The sequence below is a fragment of the Oleispirillum naphthae genome, assembly GCA_027864655.1.
Lineage (GTDB): Bacteria > Pseudomonadota > Alphaproteobacteria > Rhodospirillales > Rhodospirillaceae > Oleispirillum > Oleispirillum naphthae.
In genome coordinates this window covers 207,012-223,293 of the sequence record JAQAZG010000002.1, presented here as the reverse complement: position 1 = coordinate 223,293, position 16,282 = coordinate 207,012, and the positions used below count along the sequence as shown (strand labels likewise).

The 16,282-nt window shown below is 67.2% G+C and carries 14 protein-coding genes and 1 tRNA gene; 3 read left to right on the top strand and 12 right to left on the bottom strand.

Going from position 1 to position 16,282, the window contains the following annotated elements; genetic code table 11:
• Positions 1-316 precede the first annotated feature (316 nt).
• From O7R11_RS03235 to O7R11_RS03200, 8 genes are all read right to left on the bottom strand, one after another.
• Complete coding sequence (locus O7R11_RS03235) at positions 317-2,371, bottom strand: hydantoinase/oxoprolinase family protein (protein WP_337996048.1); 2,055 nt, start codon at positions 2,369-2,371, stop codon at positions 317-319.
• A gap of 2 nt (positions 2,372-2,373) precedes the next feature.
• Positions 2,374-4,038 carry a hydantoinase B/oxoprolinase family protein gene (locus O7R11_RS03230; protein WP_337996047.1) on the bottom strand — a complete coding sequence of 555 codons (1,665 nt, stop codon included), beginning with the start codon at positions 4,036-4,038 and terminating at the stop codon, positions 2,374-2,376.
• 86 nt (positions 4,039-4,124) lie between these two features.
• On the bottom strand, positions 4,125-5,444 hold the full coding sequence (locus O7R11_RS03225; RefSeq protein WP_337996046.1) for an aspartate aminotransferase family protein: 1,320 nt from the start codon (positions 5,442-5,444) through the stop codon (positions 4,125-4,127).
• Between the two features lie 40 nt (positions 5,445-5,484).
• The gene (locus O7R11_RS03220; RefSeq protein WP_337996045.1) at positions 5,485-6,192 is read right to left on the bottom strand and encodes an ABC transporter ATP-binding protein; all 708 of its coding nucleotides are present in this window, start codon (positions 6,190-6,192) and stop codon (positions 5,485-5,487) included.
• A complete protein-coding gene (locus O7R11_RS03215) occupies positions 6,179-6,916 on the bottom strand; it encodes an ABC transporter ATP-binding protein (RefSeq protein WP_337996044.1) in 738 nt (245 codons plus the stop codon). The genes O7R11_RS03220 and O7R11_RS03215 overlap by 14 nt, the downstream gene beginning before the upstream one ends.
• Positions 6,913-7,866 carry a branched-chain amino acid ABC transporter permease gene (locus tag O7R11_RS03210; RefSeq protein ID WP_337996043.1) on the bottom strand — a complete coding sequence of 318 codons (954 nt, stop codon included), beginning with the start codon at positions 7,864-7,866 and terminating at the stop codon, positions 6,913-6,915. The genes O7R11_RS03215 and O7R11_RS03210 overlap by 4 nt, the downstream gene beginning before the upstream one ends.
• 3 nt (positions 7,867-7,869) lie before the next feature.
• Complete coding sequence (locus O7R11_RS03205) at positions 7,870-8,745, bottom strand: branched-chain amino acid ABC transporter permease (protein ID WP_337996042.1); 876 nt, start codon at positions 8,743-8,745, stop codon at positions 7,870-7,872.
• A gap of 94 nt (positions 8,746-8,839) precedes the next feature.
• On the bottom strand, positions 8,840-9,991 hold the full coding sequence (locus O7R11_RS03200; protein WP_337996041.1) for an ABC transporter substrate-binding protein: 1,152 nt from the start codon (positions 9,989-9,991) through the stop codon (positions 8,840-8,842).
• A 136-nt stretch (positions 9,992-10,127) separates the two neighbouring features.
• Between O7R11_RS03200 and O7R11_RS03195 the strand changes: the two genes are divergently transcribed.
• Complete coding sequence (locus O7R11_RS03195) at positions 10,128-10,973, top strand: IclR family transcriptional regulator (protein WP_337996040.1); 846 nt, start codon at positions 10,128-10,130, stop codon at positions 10,971-10,973.
• Positions 10,974-11,224: 251 nt separating this feature from the next.
• Here the strand turns inward: O7R11_RS03195 and O7R11_RS03190 are convergent.
• Positions 11,225-11,298, bottom strand: a tRNA-Gln gene (locus O7R11_RS03190).
• Between the two features lie 195 nt (positions 11,299-11,493).
• On the opposite strand from O7R11_RS03190, the gene O7R11_RS03185 reads away from it, so the two are divergent.
• A complete protein-coding gene (locus tag O7R11_RS03185; RefSeq protein WP_337996039.1) occupies positions 11,494-12,510 on the top strand; it encodes an NAD-dependent epimerase in 1,017 nt (338 codons plus the stop codon).
• Between the two features lie 70 nt (positions 12,511-12,580).
• Complete coding sequence (locus tag O7R11_RS03180) at positions 12,581-12,778, top strand: hypothetical protein (RefSeq protein WP_337996038.1); 198 nt, start codon at positions 12,581-12,583, stop codon at positions 12,776-12,778.
• A 249-nt stretch (positions 12,779-13,027) separates the two neighbouring features.
• Here the strand turns inward: O7R11_RS03180 and gcvPB are convergent, their stop codons facing one another.
• From gcvPB to gcvH, 3 genes are read right to left on the bottom strand one after another with little or no spacing between them, the layout of a single operon-like run.
• The gene (gcvPB, locus tag O7R11_RS03175; protein ID WP_337996037.1) at positions 13,028-14,548 is read right to left on the bottom strand and encodes an aminomethyl-transferring glycine dehydrogenase subunit GcvPB; all 1,521 of its coding nucleotides are present in this window, start codon (positions 14,546-14,548) and stop codon (positions 13,028-13,030) included.
• Positions 14,545-15,891, bottom strand: a complete 1,347-nt coding sequence (gene gcvPA / locus O7R11_RS03170) for an aminomethyl-transferring glycine dehydrogenase subunit GcvPA (protein WP_337996036.1) — start codon at positions 15,889-15,891, stop codon at positions 14,545-14,547. The genes gcvPB and gcvPA overlap by 4 nt, the downstream gene beginning before the upstream one ends.
• Position 15,892: 1 nt before the next feature.
• Complete coding sequence (gene gcvH, locus O7R11_RS03165; RefSeq protein WP_337996035.1) at positions 15,893-16,270, bottom strand: glycine cleavage system protein GcvH; 378 nt, start codon at positions 16,268-16,270, stop codon at positions 15,893-15,895.
• Between the last annotated feature and the right edge of the window lie 12 nt (positions 16,271-16,282).

Sequence of the window (16,282 nt, the reverse complement as noted above, 5' to 3'; positions counted from 1 at the left end):
TCCGACATAAAATATCTCGGAAAGTGGGAGCAGCAATCATGTTTCGACGCCAGGGCCGATTATCGGCATCCCCATCGCTTTGCGTAAAGACAATGTCCGTTGTGAGACGCCACAGCTTGGCCAAGGACGACGGTAATGGGCGCATGGCGGAGGGAGCAAAAAGGGCCGAAAAGCGCCCGTCAACTATGGGGCATCAAGTATGTTCGACAAGATGCTCGGAGCGCCCTTTCCCAAAAGACGCACCAACTTGAACCATCTCCAGAGAATTGCCACAGGGCCCGGCCTCCCACAGAGGCCGGGCCCTGATGCTGGGCAATCAGGCCGAAGTGCCGCCCACAGAGATGTCGAGCCAGCCGAGGTCGTTGACCGTCATCCTGTCCTTCTCGCCGATTACCACCGTGGTGGTTTCCGCCTCGATGATCGCCGGACCCGCGATCTCCTGCCCAAAGCGCAGGGCAGGGAGATCGTAGACCGGCACCTCCCACCAGCCGCCGAACCAGGCACGGCGGTGGGTTCGGGGCAGCGGTGCGGCTTCCGCCCGGCCGCTCAGGCGTTCGTGGCACAGCTTCGGCACGCGGCCCACCGCGGCGACGCGGGCGTTGACGAACACCACTTCCTGGTCGTGCAGGGCATAGGTGTAGAGGTCTTCATGACGACGGTGGAACTGCTCCTCGATGCGGGCGATGAGGCCCGGCGCTTCCCAGTCGATATCGTCCAGCGGCACGTCGATTTCGAAGATCTGCTCGCCGTAGCGCATTTCGGCGGAACGCTCCATCTCCACCGAGCCGTCGAACCAAGCGGAAAGGCGGGTCCGCGCCTGGGCCTCCAGGTCGTTGAAGACGGTACGGATATTCTCCTCTCCCGCCGGGCCGTCGATGCCGATGGAGGTGCGGCCGACCTCGTAACGCAGGTTGCTCGACAGCATTCCCCAGGCGGAGAGGACGGAGGCGGTGACCGGCACGACGATGCGCCGGACCTCCAGCTCGCGCGCCACCTCCACGGCGTGCAGCCCGGCAGCGCCGCCGAAGCTCAGCATGGCGAAGCGGCGCGGATCGATGCCGCGGCGCAGGGTCATCAGACGGATGCCGTCGGCCATCTTGAGGCTCACCAGGCGGTGGATGCCCGCCGCGGTTTCGGCGCGCGGCAGCGCCAGCCCGGCGGCGACGCGATCCACCGCCGCGTCGGCGGCGACGCGGTCGAGGCGGCTTTTGCCGCCGAGGAAGGCATCGGCGTCGAGATAGCCGAGGACGACGTTGGCATCGGTCACCGCCGCCGCCTCGCCACCGTTGCCGTAGCAGGCGGGTCCGGGCACCGACCCGGCGCTTTCCGGCCCGACGTGCAAAATCCCGCCGGCATCGACATGGGCGATGGAGCCGCCGCCTGCGGCGATACTGGCGATGTCGAGGCTGCGCAGGGCGATGCGCTGCCCGGCGAGGCCACCGTCGGCGGAGAGCGTCGCCTGGCCGTCGGCAACCAGGGAGATGTCGGTGCTGGTGCCGCCCATGTCGAACGCCACTAGGTCGGAGACGCCCAGCCACTCGGCGCAACGGCAGCAGCCGGAAATTCCGCCCGCGGGGCCGGAGAGCACGGTGCCCGCGGCGAGGCGGGCCGCCTCTTCCACCGGCGCCATGCCGCCGTGCGACAGAATGATGAACAGCGAACCGCCGAATCCCGCCTCGGCGAGGCGCCGCTCGAGATTGCCGAAATAGCGGCGCACCACCGGCCCGACGTAGGCGTTGACCACGGTGGTGGAGACCCGCTCGTATTCCTTGATCTGCGGCCAGACGTCGCTGGAGCGCGTGACGTAGAGATCGGGGAACTCTTTCTGCAGGCGCTCCACCGTGGCGATCTCGTGCGCCGGATTGCGGTAGGAGTGCAGATAGCACACCGCCACCGCGGTGACACCGGCGGCACGGACGCCCGCCACCGCCCGGTCGAGGGAAGCGGGGTCGAGCGGTGTTTCGACCGTGCCGTCGGCGCGCAGGCGTTCGCGCACGCCGAAGCGCAGATTGCGCGGCACCAGGGGGTCGGGCGGCGGGGTGCGCAGGTCGTAGCGGTCGCCCTTCAGGCCTTCGCGCATCTCCAGAACGTCGCGGTGGCCCTCGGTGGTGAGCAGCGCCACCACCGCACCCTTGCGCTCCAGAAGGGCATTGGTGGCAACGGTGGTGCCGTGCACCAGGCGGCCGGTCGCCGCCAGCATGTCGGCACGGCTCATCTCCAGGCGTGCCGCCAGTTCTTCCAGGCCGGTCATCACGCCGACCGACTGGTCCGCCGGGGTGGAGGGCGACTTGACGAAGACGGTACGCCCGGCTTCGTCGATGGCGACGAGGTCCGTGAAGGTGCCCCCGACGTCGATGCCTATGGTCAACATGATCACACCTCCCCGCCGGTCGTGGGGTCCACCAGTCCGAGTTCGCGATCGCGCCGCCGCGCCACTGCGGTGCGCCGCGACGGCGGGCCCCAGCCGCCGCCGCCGCCGGAGCGCACCTCCAGCACGTCGCCGGGGCGGATTTCGATGCCCGTCTCCTTGGTCTTCAGGCGGCGCACCTCGCCGTCGGGGGAGACTAGGCGGTAGTCGTGAGGTGCACCGTCGGCACCGCCCAGCATGCCGCAGGCGCCATGGCGCACGCCCTCGCCCGCGGTATTGGCGAAGGCGGGCTTGTCGATCTCAAAGACGAGGTCGAGGCTGCCGCCGAGACCGCCGCGGAACTCCCCGTCGCCACCCGAGCCGGGGAGGAACTCGTGGGTACGGAAATGCAGCGGGAAGCGCGCTTCGGTGACCTCGATGCTGCCGAACTTGATGCCACCCACCGAATGCCACTCGCCAATGGACGACCAGCCGTCGCCGCCCGAAGAGCCGCCGCCGCCGGGCCGCGCCTGGAACATGTGCCAGATGAAGCTGCGCCCGGTGCGCGGATCCTCGCCTTGAATCGCCATGCGGAAGCGCCGGCCCCATCCGGCCATGGCACGGCGCGGGCAGGCGCCGGCCATGGCCTTCACCACCGCCTCCACGATCTCATTGGAGGGGTGGCTGGTACACAGGGTCACCGGACGTCCGGGATCGGCCCAAACGATGCTGCCCGGCTTCAGCACCACCTTGAGCGGCCGCAGGGCACCTGCGTTCTTCGGAATTTCGGGGTCGATCAGGTAGGCGAAGGCCATCACCACCGCCGCCTGGGTGTTGGCATAGGAGGAGTTGACGAAGCTGTCGGTCTGCGGATCGGAGCCGCTGAGGTCCACCTCCACGTCGCTGCCGCGCTTGGTCACCGTTGCGGCGATACGGATGTCGCTGCGTCCGCGCCCGTCGTCGTCGAGGAAGGCCTCGCCGTAATAGACCCCGTCCGCCCAGGTGGCCACCACGTCGCGGGTCTGCCGCTCGGTGGCGTCGAGGATCGAATCCACAGCGCCCGCCACCACCGGGCTGCCGAACTCGGAAAACAGCTTCTCCATGCGGCGGCGGCCAAGGTTGGCGGCACCGACCATCGCCGCGAGATCGCCACGGAAATCGCGGGCGTTGCGAACGTTGAGCGCCAGCATGTCGAGCAGATCTTCACGCAGACGTCCCGCCTCGTAGAGGCGGATCGGCGGCACCCGCAGGCCCTCCTGCCAGATCTCGGTGGCGTCCGGATTGTAGCCGCCGTGGGCGGTGCCGCCGATGTCGCTCTGATGCGCGCGCACGATGATCCAAAACAGTCGCACCTCCCCGTCGAACACCGGCACGAACACCGTGAGATCGGGCAGATGGCTGCCGCCGTGGTAGGGATCGTTAAGCAGCATCACATCGCCGGGAACGATGTCGTCGAAGCGCTCCTCGATGGCCCGCGCCGCCCACGGCATCGCGCCCACATGCACCGGAATGTGGTCCGCCTGTGCGATCAGGCGGCATTGGGTGTCGCAGATGGCGATCGAGAAATCGCGGCTGGAATTGAGGATCTGCGAATACGACGTGCGCAGCATCGCCTCGCCCACCTCCGTCACGATCGACGACAGCCGGTGCTGTACGACGGAACGCGTGATGGGGTCGATCTCATGCGGCATTTCAGGTCTCCTGACTGTGAATCGGGCCGCCACTCCCCGCTGCGCCGCTCCTGCGGCACATTAAAAAATGGCGTAATAACATATAGTTATACTGTTTTCGCCACCTCGGAGAGGGCGCCATCGGCAGCGGCGATCACCGCCGCGACGTCGGCATCGGTCATCGGTGTCGAGAATGCCATCAGCCCGTAGCCCGCGGCGACTACCCCACGGTCGAGCAGGCCGCGGTGAAACAGCGCGAGACGGCGCGCCTCCTCGGCGCCGCCATAGGCGGAGCGGTAGTCGCGCACCGGCTGGTCGGCGAAGTGCACTTTGAGCAGGGAGCCGAGGCCTGTGGTGCGGCCGGGCACGCCGTGCCGCCGGAACGCCGCGTCGATGCCCGTGCGCACCGCCTCGCCGATGGCGTCTAGACGCGCGAACGCCGCTTCGTCGAGCAGCTCCATCGCCGCGCACCCGGCACGCATCGTCACCGGATTGGCGGAGAAGGTACCGCCGTGCGGCAGTGCGGGCTTGCCCGCGCTCGGATCGAACACCTGCATGAATTCCGCGCCGCCGCCGACCGCCCCGACCGGGAAGCCGCCGCCGATGATCTTGCCGAAGGTGGTGAGGTCCGGCGCGATGTTCCACAGGCCCTGCGCGCCGTGGTAGCCGAGGCGGAAGGAGATCACCTCGTCGAAGACAAGGAGCGCGCCGATCTCCCGCGTCACCTCGCGCAGCATCTGCAGATAGGCCGGATCCGCGGGGACCAGACCGGCGCGGTTGGGCATCGGGTCGACCAGCACGCACGCCAGCCCGCTGCCGTGCTCGCGCAGCAGACCGGCCGCGGCGTCGGGATCGTTGAACGGCAGAGTGAGAACGTCGTCGAGCACTCCCTGGGGCGTGCCCTGCGCATAGGCCACCGAGACCGGGACGTTAGCGCCCCACACCTCGGGGGTCGGGTCGAGGCTGACCTCCGCATAGTCGTAGGAGCCGTGGTAGGCGCCTTCGCACTTCGCGATGCGAGGGCGGTCGGTGTAGGCACGGGCGGCCTTGAGCGCCATCATCACCGCCTCGGTGCCGGAATTGGTGAAGCGCACCTGGTCTACCGCGGCGACGCGCCCGACGATCAGTTCGGCGAGGTCGATCTCCGATTCCGTCGGCATGCCGAAGCAGGTGCCGAGCGCCGCCTGGCGGCATGCCGCCTCGACCAGGGCGGGGTGGGCGTGGCCGTGGATCAGCGAGGTGAAATTGTTGATGCAGTCGATGCGCGACACCCCGTCGACATCGACGATACGGCAGCCCTCGCCGCGCGCAGCGTAGATCGGATAGGGCTTCATGAACACCGTGGTGCGGGTGTTCCCGCCGGGCAGGCTCCGCCGTGCGCGGGCGTAGAGCGCCTGGGAGCGGGAGTTGGGGTCGGGGTAGCTCATGGTCGTTCTCCTGTGACCGGATGCGTCCGCCGGGGCCGCTCTAGCGGCCGAGGTAGGCCTCGCGTACGAGGGCATTGCGTTTCAGTTCCGCGGCAGGGCCGTCGAGGATGACGCGGCCGTTCTCCAGCACGTAGCCGCGGTCCGCGACGGCCAGCGCCAGCACGGTGTTCTGTTCGACGACAAGGATGGTCAGGCCGGACTCGCCGATGCGGCGGACCTGCTCGTAGACGTCTTCCGCCAGCCGTGGCGCCAGGCCGAGCGACGGTTCGTCGAGCAGCAGCAGCTTCGGCCGCGCCATCAGCGCCCTGCCGATCGCCAGCATCTGCTGCTCGCCGCCGGAGAGCGACCAACCGAGCTGGATGCGGCGCTCCTTGAGGCGGGGGAAGAGGTCGTAGACGCGCTCCAGGTCGAGGGCGATCTTTTCCCCCCAGCGCCGCCACGGTGCGGTGGCGACGGCAAGGTTCTCCTCCACGGTGAGACCGGGAAAGATGCGGCGTCCCTCCGGTGCCTGGGCAATGCCCTTGCGCACGCGGTGGGCCGCTGCCACACCGGCGAGGGACTCGTCCTCGAAGCGGATGTCGCCCGAGAGCACCGGCTGCAACCCGGAGATCGCGTTGAGCAGGGTGGTTTTACCCGCCCCGTTGGCGCCGATCAGGGCGACCGTCTCGCCCGTACCGACGGTCAGGGAGAGACCGTGCAGCGCGACGATCTCGCCATAGGCGACGGTGAGGTCCTTACAGGTCAGCATGGGAATACCCCTCGCCCAGGTAAGCGGTGAGAACCGCCGGATCGGATTGAATCTCCTCCGGCGTGCCCTCGGCGATCGTGCTGCCGAAGTTAAGCACCAGGATCCGCTCGGCGAAGCGCATCACCATGCCCATGTTGTGCTCGATCAGCACCACCGCGACGCTGTGCTCCTCGCGCAGGGCGGCGAGCCGTTCCACCAGCTGCTCCACCTCGCCGGAGTTGAGGCCCGCCGCCGGTTCGTCGAGTAGCAGGACACGCGGCTTCCCAGCGAGAACGCGGCACATCTCCACCATGCGGCGCTGGCCGTAGGAGAGAGACCCCACCGCCTCCGCCGCCTGGGCGGCGAGCCCCATGCGCTCGAGCACTCGCATCGCCGTTTCGCGCGGCGCTCCATCGCCGCCGCGGCGGCAGGTCTCCGCCGCGGTCATCACGTTCTCCAGAACCGACATGCGGGAGAACAGGCGTCCGTGCTGGAAGGTGCGACCGATGCCGAGGCGCACCCGTTTGTGGGTGGCTAGCTTCGTCACGTCGGTGCCGTCGAACAGCACCCGCCCCGTGGTCGGCGGGGTGAGGCCGGTGAGCACGTTGAGGAAGGTGGACTTTCCGGCGCCGTTAGGGCCGATCACCGCAACCGATTCGCCCGGCATCACCGTGAGGTCTACGTCGGTGAGCGCCTGGAGACCGCCATACACCTTGGTCACGCCGCAGGCCTGCAACAGCTTCATGACCGGCCCTCCGCGATGCGCCGCGGCGCCCGACGCCGGAACAGACTGACCAGCCCCCGCGGCAGAAAGATCAGAATGGCGAGCATCATCGCCGCGAAGAAGGCGAGATAGGCGTTGCCAAGAAAGCGCAGCCACTCCGGCAGAAACGTAAGCAGAACCGCCCCGAGGATCGCTCCCACCACCGAGCCCTCGCCGCCGACGATGAGCATGGCGAGGTAGGTGATGGAGTGGACGTAGCCGAAGTCCTCCGGCGCGATGAAGCGGACGTGTTCGGCGAACAGGGCGCCCGCCACCGCGGCGCAGGCCGCCGACAGGGCGAAGGCGGCCACCCGCACCCGGGTGACGTCGATGCCCGACATTGCCGCGGCGATCTCGTCGTCGCGCGCCGCGATCATCGCCCGCCCGTGCCGCGAGCGCTGGAAGGCGAGAGCGGCGGCGGCCACCGCCGCCAGGAAAACCAGGCCGAAACGCAGGAAGTAGCGTTCGCCGGAGATGAAATAGCCGTGCAGGCGCAGCTGTGGAATGCCGGGAATACCGTTGGTGCCCCCGGTAAGGGACAGCCAGTTGGCGGTGATAATGAAGAAACTGACGTTGAGCCCGAGAGTCGCCAGGGCGAGGTAGTGCCCCTTGAGGCGCAGCAGCGGATAGCCGATCAGCGCGGAGAACAGCACGGTACCCGCCACCGCCATGGGGATCGCGGCCCAGGGCGACCAGCCTGTGGCGGTGGTGAGGATGGCGACGGTATAGGCGCTCATCCCGACAAAGGCGGCATGCCCGAGCGAGATCAGCCCCGCCAGGCCGAAGGCGAAATTGAAGCCGATCACCGCGATCGCGGTGATCACCGAGAGGTTGAGCAGACGCAGGTTGTACTCGGAGAGCACCACCGACAGCGCCAGGCCGACCGCGAGGATGGCCGCGGCGAGCAGAAGCGGGGAACGACGCGTCGCCATCGCCTACCCCCGGTCCTGAATGCGTTCGCCGAACAGCCCCTGGGGCCGCACCAGCAGAAACAGGATCATGATGCCGAAGGCGATCAGGTCCTTGTAGGCGGAGGAGATGTAGGAGGCGCCGAGGACCTCGGTGAGCCCGACGAAGATTCCTCCGGCGATCGCCCCCGGCAGGCTGCCGAAGCCGCCGATGATCGAGGCGGCAAACGCTTTGAGCGCGATCGGATCGCCCATGTTGACGTCGGCGAACCACATCGGTCCGAGCAGAAGGCCAGCCAGCCCGGCAAGCAGCGCTGCGAGAATCCACGACAAGGCAAGCAGGCGGTTGACCTCCAGCCCCATCAGGCGCGCCGCGCGCATATCCTGCGCCACGGCACGCATGCCGATGCCCACTGGAGTACGGTGCAGCAGGAACCACAGCAGCCCGACGAGCAGCGCGGTGACCGCCACCACCATCAGTGCATGTGCCGAGATCACAGCCCCGAACATGTGCACCGACAGTCCGTCCAGCGGCGACGGCAGGCGGAACGGCCAGGAGCCGAAAGCGAGCAGGGCGACATTCTGCATCAGAATGCCGATCGCCACGGTACCGATGATCATCGTTGCTACCGGACTCTTGCGTAGCGGCAGATAGAGACAGGCGAAGAATCCTGCGCCGAACACCGCCATCACCACGAACACGGCAAGATACCCCACCGCCCACGGCAAGCCGGCATCGAGCAGCATGGAAACCCCGGCAAAGGTGCCGAACATGACGAACTGCCCGGAGGCGAAATTCACCACGCCGGTGGCGGAGTAGACGATGACGAACCCGATTGCGGCCAGTGCGTAGACGCTGCCGAGCGCAAGTCCGTTGACGAACAATTGAATGAGATCGGACATGTTCACCCTTTCTGGACGCCCCACGTCTGCGGAACGCCCCGGTCACGGCAAGCCCGGTCGGAAGCCGCGCACGGCCCCGACCGGGGCGTACGCGTCACTTCACGCTGACATGCTGGACGAGTTGCAGGGTCTTGGTGCCGGGCTTCGCCTTGACGATTGCCAAGTCGAAGATGCCGTTCCCGTGCGCATCGTAGGAGAACGTATGTCCGATACCGGGCCAATCCTTGGTCACGGCGATCCAGTCGCGCAGCGCCTTGGGCTCAAGGCCGGCCTTGCGCATGCCTTCCGCCACAAGCAGGGCGGCATCGTAATAGGCGAGGCCGTAGGGGTCGGCATCGACGCCGAACTTGGCCTTGTATCGCGTCATGAAGTCCTTCATGCGGGGGCCGACGCTGGGGTCGATGAAGGCATCCACGACGCCCCAGACATTGTCGAGATCGGCCGGGGTGAGCAACTGCATCGCGGCCGGAACCAACGCCGCCGAGGAGGTGATGACCGGCATCTTGAGGCCGAGCATCTTGGCCTGGCGCAGCAGCATGGCGCCGTCCTGCGGGTAGTTGAACAGCAGAATCACATCGGCGCCCTTGGAGCGCAGGCTCAACATCTGGGCCGAGAAGTCCTTGTCGTTTTGGCCATAGGCCTCCACCCCCACGGGTTTGATGCCCGCCGCCTCGAACTGCTTCACCGCGACGTTGGCGCCGCCCTGGCCGAAGTCGTTCTGGATGTAGATGATGCCGGGCTTCGATACCTTCAGCACGGTTTGCGCGCACAGCACCATGGCCCGTGCGGCGACGCTGTCGGCCGGGCGGATGCGGAACATCCACGGGTTGCCCGCCGCCGACACCACATCAGCGCCGCCCGCATAAACCGCCGGAACGCCGACCTTGGCGACCTCGGGGGAAACCGCAAGGTTCTGAGTGGAATAGCTCGACAGGAAGAAGAAGGCCGGTTTGGTCTCCTGCGCCAGCTTGACGAAGGCGTTGACTGCCGTGCTGTTGGAAGCCTGGGTGTCCTCGAAGGCAATCGAAATCTTGCGGCCGCTGATACCGCCCGCGGCGTTGATGTCTTCTTCAGCCATTTTCAGGGAGTTGTAATATTGCTTACCGGTCAGGGAGAGCGGGCCGGTAATCGGCACCGTCGCGCCGATTAGGATCGGGCCGCCGGATTGCGCTGCGGCCGGAAGCACTGGGAACGCCAAAACCGCGCCGAACGCGGCGGCAAGAAACGCCTGCCTGGTCATGCTCATTGGGTTTGCCTCTGCATGTTCTGTGTTGTTGCTTCCTTTCCTGTTCCACCCAAAAAATTTTTCTTGACTAGTTCCGTTTTTCGGAACATTTTGTCGTTTAACGCAACGACACTATCCCCGGCGCAGGACCTTGTCAATGCTGCCCGCGTGGGGAAGTGCGATTCCCGAAACAAACGTCATGACGGAAAACAAACCTGAGCCCTCCCCGCATGCCGGCTCCGAAGGCCCTCTCGAACGCTACATGGCGGTGCTGGAATTGATTGTCGGCTTCCCCGGCAGTCTGACTCTCAGCGATATCGCCGGACTTCTCGACCTGCCCAAGACCACGGTGCACCGCCTGTTGCGTGGCCTGATTCGCGCCGACTTGGCGAAAAGCGGGGCCGCGGGGCGCGCCTATGTGCCCGGCGACCGGCTGACCCGCCTGCTCTACGCCAGCACCGACGGCGGGCACTACGCCACCCTGGCACGGCCGCACCTCACCGCCCTCGCCGAGGAAACCCACGAGGCGTGCTATCTCACCAAGTTGCAGGGAACGCGCGTCATCGTCGTCGCCTCCCAGGCGCCGGAGGTGCGCTGGCGCAGCTATGTTCAGCCCGGCATCGAAATGGCGCCGCACGCCGCAGCGACCGCCAAGGCGATACTCGCCTTCCAGGAAGCGGACATGATCGAGGCGATTCTGCAAGGCAGTCTGCCGAAGCTCGCCATCAACACCCGCACCGACCGCGCCTGGGTTTTCAGCGAGTTCGAGAAGGTGCACACGCGGGGCTACGCCACCTGCATCGGCGAGATCGACGACGGACTCGCGGCCATCGCAGTGCCAATTCGCCAGGAAGGTGGCCTAGTGATCCATTCGCTCGGCATTACCGGCCCGATCCAGCGGATCATCAACGACCTCCTACCCGAACGCATCGCCACAATGAACCGGATAGCGGCCACCCTGGCTGAGAAACTGCGGCTCGGCGAGTTGATCAAGGCCCGTTGAACCCAGCATCGCCCGGATTTGGCATCGCACGAGGCAGGTTTACCTATCCGGCCGTGAGAGGTGGCCCCATCCTTTCGGACCCCGCATCTAGCGAGCGGAGAATGGCGGAGAGCGGTCGCCGGAAAACCACCGCTGTTCCGCGTCTCCGCTTCGCTTGGCGGGGCTCCCCAGACGCAGAACCGCCGGAAAGCGGCGGCTTTCCGGCGGTTGGATCTGCGTCTCGGGTTTTCGCAAAATGAGCCCGGACTTAGTGGCTGGGGGACGAGGATTCGAACCTCGACTAACGGAGTCAGAGTCCGCGGTTCTACCGTTAAACTATCCCCCACCAGGGGTCCCGGCATGGCCGGAAACATCGGCAAGGGCGGCTGTATAGCACAGCGTGACGGGCGTGTGTAGCTTTTTCTGCCTCTCCCGCCGGGCCGTGCGCGCCGCGGCTTGGCCCAGGATTGGGTTGCTTTTTCGCCCCGCCTGCCGCACTAATGCCCCTCACCGTTTTTTTCCGTCAGAGGTTGTTCAGGGCATGACCGTCCTCGTCACCGGCGCCGCCGGATTCATCGGCTTCCACACCTGCTTGCGCCTGCTCGAAGCGGGGCGTCAGGTGGTGGGCATCGACAACCGCAACGCCTATTACGACCCGGCCCTGAAGCAGGCGCGCGCCGACATCCTGGCCGCGCGCGAGGGCTACACCGACGTCATCGGCAACATCGCCAACCTCGACATGCTGAAGTCGGTGTTCGCCGAGCACGCGCCGGAAGTGGTGATCAACCTCGCCGCCCAGGCGGGGGTGCGCTATTCGGTGGAGAACCCCTTCTCCTACGTCAGCAGCAATCTCGTCGGCTTCGTCAACATCCTGGAATGCTGCCGCCACGGCGGGGTGAAGCATCTGGTCTACGCCTCCACCAGCTCGGTATTCGGCGCCAACGCCGAAATGCCCTTCGCCGAGAGCCAGGGCACGGCGCACCAGATGAGCCTCTACGCCGCCACCAAGAAGTCCAACGAGGTGATGGCGCACTCCTACAGCCACCTCTTCGGCCTGCCGACCACGGGCTTACGCTTCTTCACCGTCTACGGCCCGTGGGGCCGCCCGGACATGGCGCTGTTCAAGTTCACCAAGGCGATCCTCGCGGACGAACCCATCGACGTGTTCAACCGCGGCGAGATGACCCGCGACTTCACCTACATCGACGACATCGTGGAAGGCGTGGTGCGCGTCGCCGCCCAGCCCGCCGCGGCGGACCCGGCCTGGCGCGCCGACACCGCCAACCCCGACCCGTCGAGAAGCGGCATCGCCCCCTACCGCATCTTCAACATCGGCGGCGGCACGCCGGTGCCGCTGATGACCTACATCAACACCCTGGAAACCTGCCTCGGCAAGAAAGCGACGCTCAACCTGCTGCCGATGCAGCCGGGCGACGTGCCCGCCACCGCGGCGGACACCACCGCCCTGCGCGAGGCGGTGGGCTATGCGCCGTCCACCCCGGTGTCGGTGGGCATCGCCCGCTTCGTCGAGTGGTACCGCGCCTACTTCAAGGTCTGAGCGAGAACTCCCCCTTTTTTCCTCCGGCGCGCGCCACTATGTTCTAGGCGATGCATTGCCGAAGGAGGTCATGGTGCGCGTGGTTCTGCAAACCCTGGGAATTCTGCTGGTCGCGGTGATCGGCCTCGCCGCCGTCGTCGGCTCGGTGCTGTTCCAGGTGTCGTTCGTCATCTATCTCGCGCTGCTGTTCACCGTCCTCGCGCTCGCGGGCATCGTCAGCCTCTGCTTCGGCAAACTGGAAGACCCGCAAGCCGGCCCGCCGCACTGAGCCGCCGCGCCCGGCAACGAAAAACCCCCGAAGCCGGGGGTTTTTCGTTTCATGGGGGTCGAAAAATAAAACTTCGTGGAGGGTCGCGGACCCTCCACCCCTCCCCTAACTTTTGGTTTTTGCGCGTAGCGCCATAAGTCCGTGCGGCGAAAAAGTTAGGGGGAGCGCGAGGGGTCCGATCTCCGCCTTGGGAACGCCCACTGGGCGTTCCCACCGCCTTTGGCGGTCGGCTTCGATCCTCGCAACGTTTCAGTTTTCCTGCGGCTTCCAGCGCAGCACCGGCTTGCGGGCGGCGAGGGTTTCGTCGAGGCGGCGGCGCGGCGTCAGCCGGGGCGCGGCGTGGAAGAAGTCGGCCTCCCCCGCCCGGGCTTTGGCGGCGAGCGCGCGGACGGTCTCGACGAACAGGTCGAGGGTCTGCTTGCTCTCGCTTTCGGTGGGTTCCATCAGAAGCGCGCCATGCACCACCAGGGGGAAGTACATGGTCATCGGATGGTAGCCCTCGTCGATCAGCGCCTTGGCGAAGTCCAGCGTGGTGACGCCGGTATCCTTGAGGAAGCCGTCGTCGAACAGCGCCTCGTGCATGCACGGGCCTTCGAACGGCGCGGTAAGCACGTCCTTGAGCCGGGCGAGCAGGTAGTTGGCGTTGAGCACCGCGTCGCCGGAGGTCTGGCGCAGGCCGTCGGCCCCCAGGCTCATGGCATAGGCGAGCGCCCGCAGCATCACCCCGAACTGGCCGTGGAAGCCCTTCATCCGGCCGAAGGGCTGCGCCTTCTTCCCCGCCTGGGCGCGGGTTTCCACCAGTTCGTAGGCATCGCCCGACTTGCGCACGAAGGGCAGCGGCGCGAACGCGGCGAGCGCCGGGGAGAGCACCGTCGGCCCCGCGCCCGGCCCGCCGCCGCCGTGCGGCGTGGAGAAGGTCTTGTGCAGGTTGATGTGCATCGCATCGACGCCGAGGTCGGCGATCTTCACCCGGCCGATCAGGGCATTGAAGTTGGCGCCGTCCATGTAGAAGAAGGCCCCCGCCGCGTGCACCATCTCGGCGATCTGCCGCACGTCGCGCTCGAACAGGCCGCAGGTGTTGGGGTTGGTGAGCATGATCCCCGCGACGTCCTCGGAGAGCTTCTCCTGCAGCGCCGCGATGTCCACCCGGCCGTCCTCCGTCGCCGGAATGGCGACGACGGAATAGCCGCAGAGAGCGGCGCTGGCCGGGTTGGTGCCGTGCGCGGATTCCGGCACCAGGATGATCTTGCGCGGGTTGCCCTTGGCCTCCTGCGCGGCGCGGATGGTCATCAGGCCGCAGAGTTCGCCGTGCGCGCCGGCGGCGGGCGACATCGCCACCCCGGCCATGCCGGTCAGCTCCATCAGCCAGGCGGCGAGCGCGTCCATCGCGGCGAGCGCGCCCTGCACCGTGGAGACCGGCTGAAACGGGTGAAGATCGCCCAGGCCGGTGAGCCGCGCCACCTTCTCGTTGAGGCGCGGGTTGTACTTCATGGTGCAGGAGCCGAGCGGATAGAACCCGGCGTCGATGGAATAGTTCTTCTGCGACAGGCGGGTGTAGTGGCGCACCACCTGCGGCTCGGAAAGGCCGGGCAGGCCGATCGGCCCGGTGCGGCGGAACCCGCCGAGCGCATCCGGCAGGTCGCGCGGCTCCGGCAGATCGACGCCGGAACCGCCGGGCGATCCCTGTTCGAACAACAGCGGCTCCTCGACCACCAGGCCGCGGTTGCCGGTCACCGTGCCCGCGGGCATCGACGGAAACACGTCGCTCATTTCAGCACCTCCGTCAGCGCCTTGGCCAGGACAGACATCTCCGCGTCGGTGTTGAGTTCGGTCGCCGACAGCAGCAGCAGGTTCTCCATCTCCGGGAACATCGGATAGAAGCGGGAAACCGGCACCCCGCCGAGGATGCCCCGCTCCGCCAGGGCTTCCACCACCGCCGCGGCGGGTTTGGGCAGCATCACCGCGAACTCGTTGAAGAAGGCGGGCGTCACCACCTTCACCCCCTTCACCGCGCCGACCTTGCGCGCCAGCGCGCAGGCGGCGGCGTGGTTGACCGCGGCAAGCTTGGCGAACCCTGCGTCGCCGAGAAGAGCCACATGGATGGAGAAGGCGAGCGCGCACAACCCGGAGTTGGTGCAGATGTTGGAGGTGGCCTTCTCGCGGCGGATGTGCTGCTCGCGGGTGGAGAGGGTGAGCACCCAGCCGCGGCGGCCGTCCACGTCCAAGGTTTCGCCGACGAGGCGGCCCGGCATGTTGCGCACGTATTTTTCGCGGGTGGCGAAGAGCCCGACGCCCGGCCCGCCGAAGGAGAGCGGCATGCCGAGAGAGGAGCCGTCCACCGCCACGATGTCCGCGCCCATCTCGCCCGGCGGCATCAGCGCGCCGAGGGAAACCGGCTCCGGCACCGCGACGACGAGCAGCACCCCATGCGCCCGGCACTGCGCGGAGAGCGCGGTGAAATCGGCGAGGCGGCCGAAGAAGCTCGGCGTCTGCACCACGACGCAGGCCAGCCCCTCGTCGATGCGGCCCATCAGGTCCTCGATGCCCAGGGGATCGGGGGAGAGGCGCTCGCAGGCGATGTCGGTGTGCCCGGTCTGGGTGAGGATGACGTCGGCATAGTGCGGGTGCACCGCACCGGAGATCAAGGCCGCCTTGCGGCGGGTGACGCGGGCGGCCATCAGCACCGCCTCGGCGCAGGCGGTGGCCGCGTCGTACATCGAGGCGTTGGACACCTCCATGCCGGTGAGCAGGCACACCTGGGTCTGGAACTCGAACAGCGCCTGCAACGTGCCCTGGGAGATTTCCGGCTGATACGGCGTGTAGCTGGTGAGGAACTCGCCGCGCTGGATCAGCGCGTCCACCGCCGCGGGGATGTGGTGGCGATACGCCCCCGCGCCCAGAAAGGTGGGTGCGCAGGCGGGGCTGAGGTTGCGCCAGGCAAAGGCATGGAAGGCGCGCTCCACCGCCATTTCGTCCTGGTGGCAGGGCAGTTTGAAGGTTCCGCCCGCCCGCACCTCGGCCGGGATATCCCGGAACAGGTCGTCAACCGACCCCGCCCCGATCGCGGCCAGCATCGCCGCGCGGTCCTCCGCGCTCAACGGCAAATAGCGCATGTCAGTCCAGCCCTTCGACGAAGGCGTCGTATTCCTGGCGGTTCATCAGGTCGTCCAGCTCCGACGGCTCGGAGAGGGAAATCTTGTAGAACCAGCCGTCGGCCTCGGCGCTCTGGTTGACCAGACCGGGGGCTTCCGCCAGGTCCTCGTTGATCTCGACGATCTCGCCGGAGACCGGGGAGTAGACCTCGCTCGCCGCCTTCACCGATTCGACCACGGCGACGTCGTCGCCCTTGTCCACCGCGCCGCCGATTTCCGGCAGTTCGACGAACACCACGTCGCCCAGCTGTTCCTGCGCGTACTCGGTGATGCCGACGGTGCCCACGCCGCCTTCCACCGAAATCCATTCATGCTCTTCGGAAAAATAGATCTTCGCCATGTTGTCGTCCCC

What these genes read in the sequence shown, in the direction of transcription:
- O7R11_RS03235 (WP_337996048.1), bottom strand. Translation starts at nt 2,371, where the DNA reads ATGTTGACCATAGGCATCGACGTCGGGGGCACCTTCACGGACCTCGTC.
- O7R11_RS03195 (WP_337996040.1), top strand. Translation starts at nt 10,128, where the DNA reads ATGCTGCCCGCGTGGGGAAGTGCGATTCCCGAAACAAACGTCATGACG.
- O7R11_RS03185 (WP_337996039.1), top strand. Translation starts at nt 11,494, where the DNA reads ATGACCGTCCTCGTCACCGGCGCCGCCGGATTCATCGGCTTCCACACC.
- gcvPB (WP_337996037.1), bottom strand. Translation starts at nt 14,548, where the DNA reads ATGAGCGACGTGTTTCCGTCGATGCCCGCGGGCACGGTGACCGGCAAC.
- O7R11_RS03215 (WP_337996044.1), bottom strand. Translation starts at nt 6,916, where the DNA reads ATGAAGCTGTTGCAGGCCTGCGGCGTGACCAAGGTGTATGGCGGTCTC.
- O7R11_RS03230 (WP_337996047.1), bottom strand. Translation starts at nt 4,038, where the DNA reads ATGCCGCATGAGATCGACCCCATCACGCGTTCCGTCGTACAGCACCGG.
- O7R11_RS03205 (WP_337996042.1), bottom strand. Translation starts at nt 8,745, where the DNA reads ATGTCCGATCTCATTCAATTGTTCGTCAACGGACTTGCGCTCGGCAGC.
- O7R11_RS03225 (WP_337996046.1), bottom strand. Translation starts at nt 5,444, where the DNA reads ATGAGCTACCCCGACCCCAACTCCCGCTCCCAGGCGCTCTACGCCCGC.
- gcvH (WP_337996035.1), bottom strand. Translation starts at nt 16,270, where the DNA reads ATGGCGAAGATCTATTTTTCCGAAGAGCATGAATGGATTTCGGTGGAA.
- O7R11_RS03200 (WP_337996041.1), bottom strand. Translation starts at nt 9,991, where the DNA reads ATGAGCATGACCAGGCAGGCGTTTCTTGCCGCCGCGTTCGGCGCGGTT.
- O7R11_RS03210 (WP_337996043.1), bottom strand. Translation starts at nt 7,866, where the DNA reads ATGGCGACGCGTCGTTCCCCGCTTCTGCTCGCCGCGGCCATCCTCGCG.
- O7R11_RS03220 (WP_337996045.1), bottom strand. Translation starts at nt 6,192, where the DNA reads ATGCTGACCTGTAAGGACCTCACCGTCGCCTATGGCGAGATCGTCGCG.
- O7R11_RS03180 (WP_337996038.1), top strand. Translation starts at nt 12,581, where the DNA reads ATGGTGCGCGTGGTTCTGCAAACCCTGGGAATTCTGCTGGTCGCGGTG.
- gcvPA (WP_337996036.1), bottom strand. Translation starts at nt 15,891, where the DNA reads ATGCGCTATTTGCCGTTGAGCGCGGAGGACCGCGCGGCGATGCTGGCC.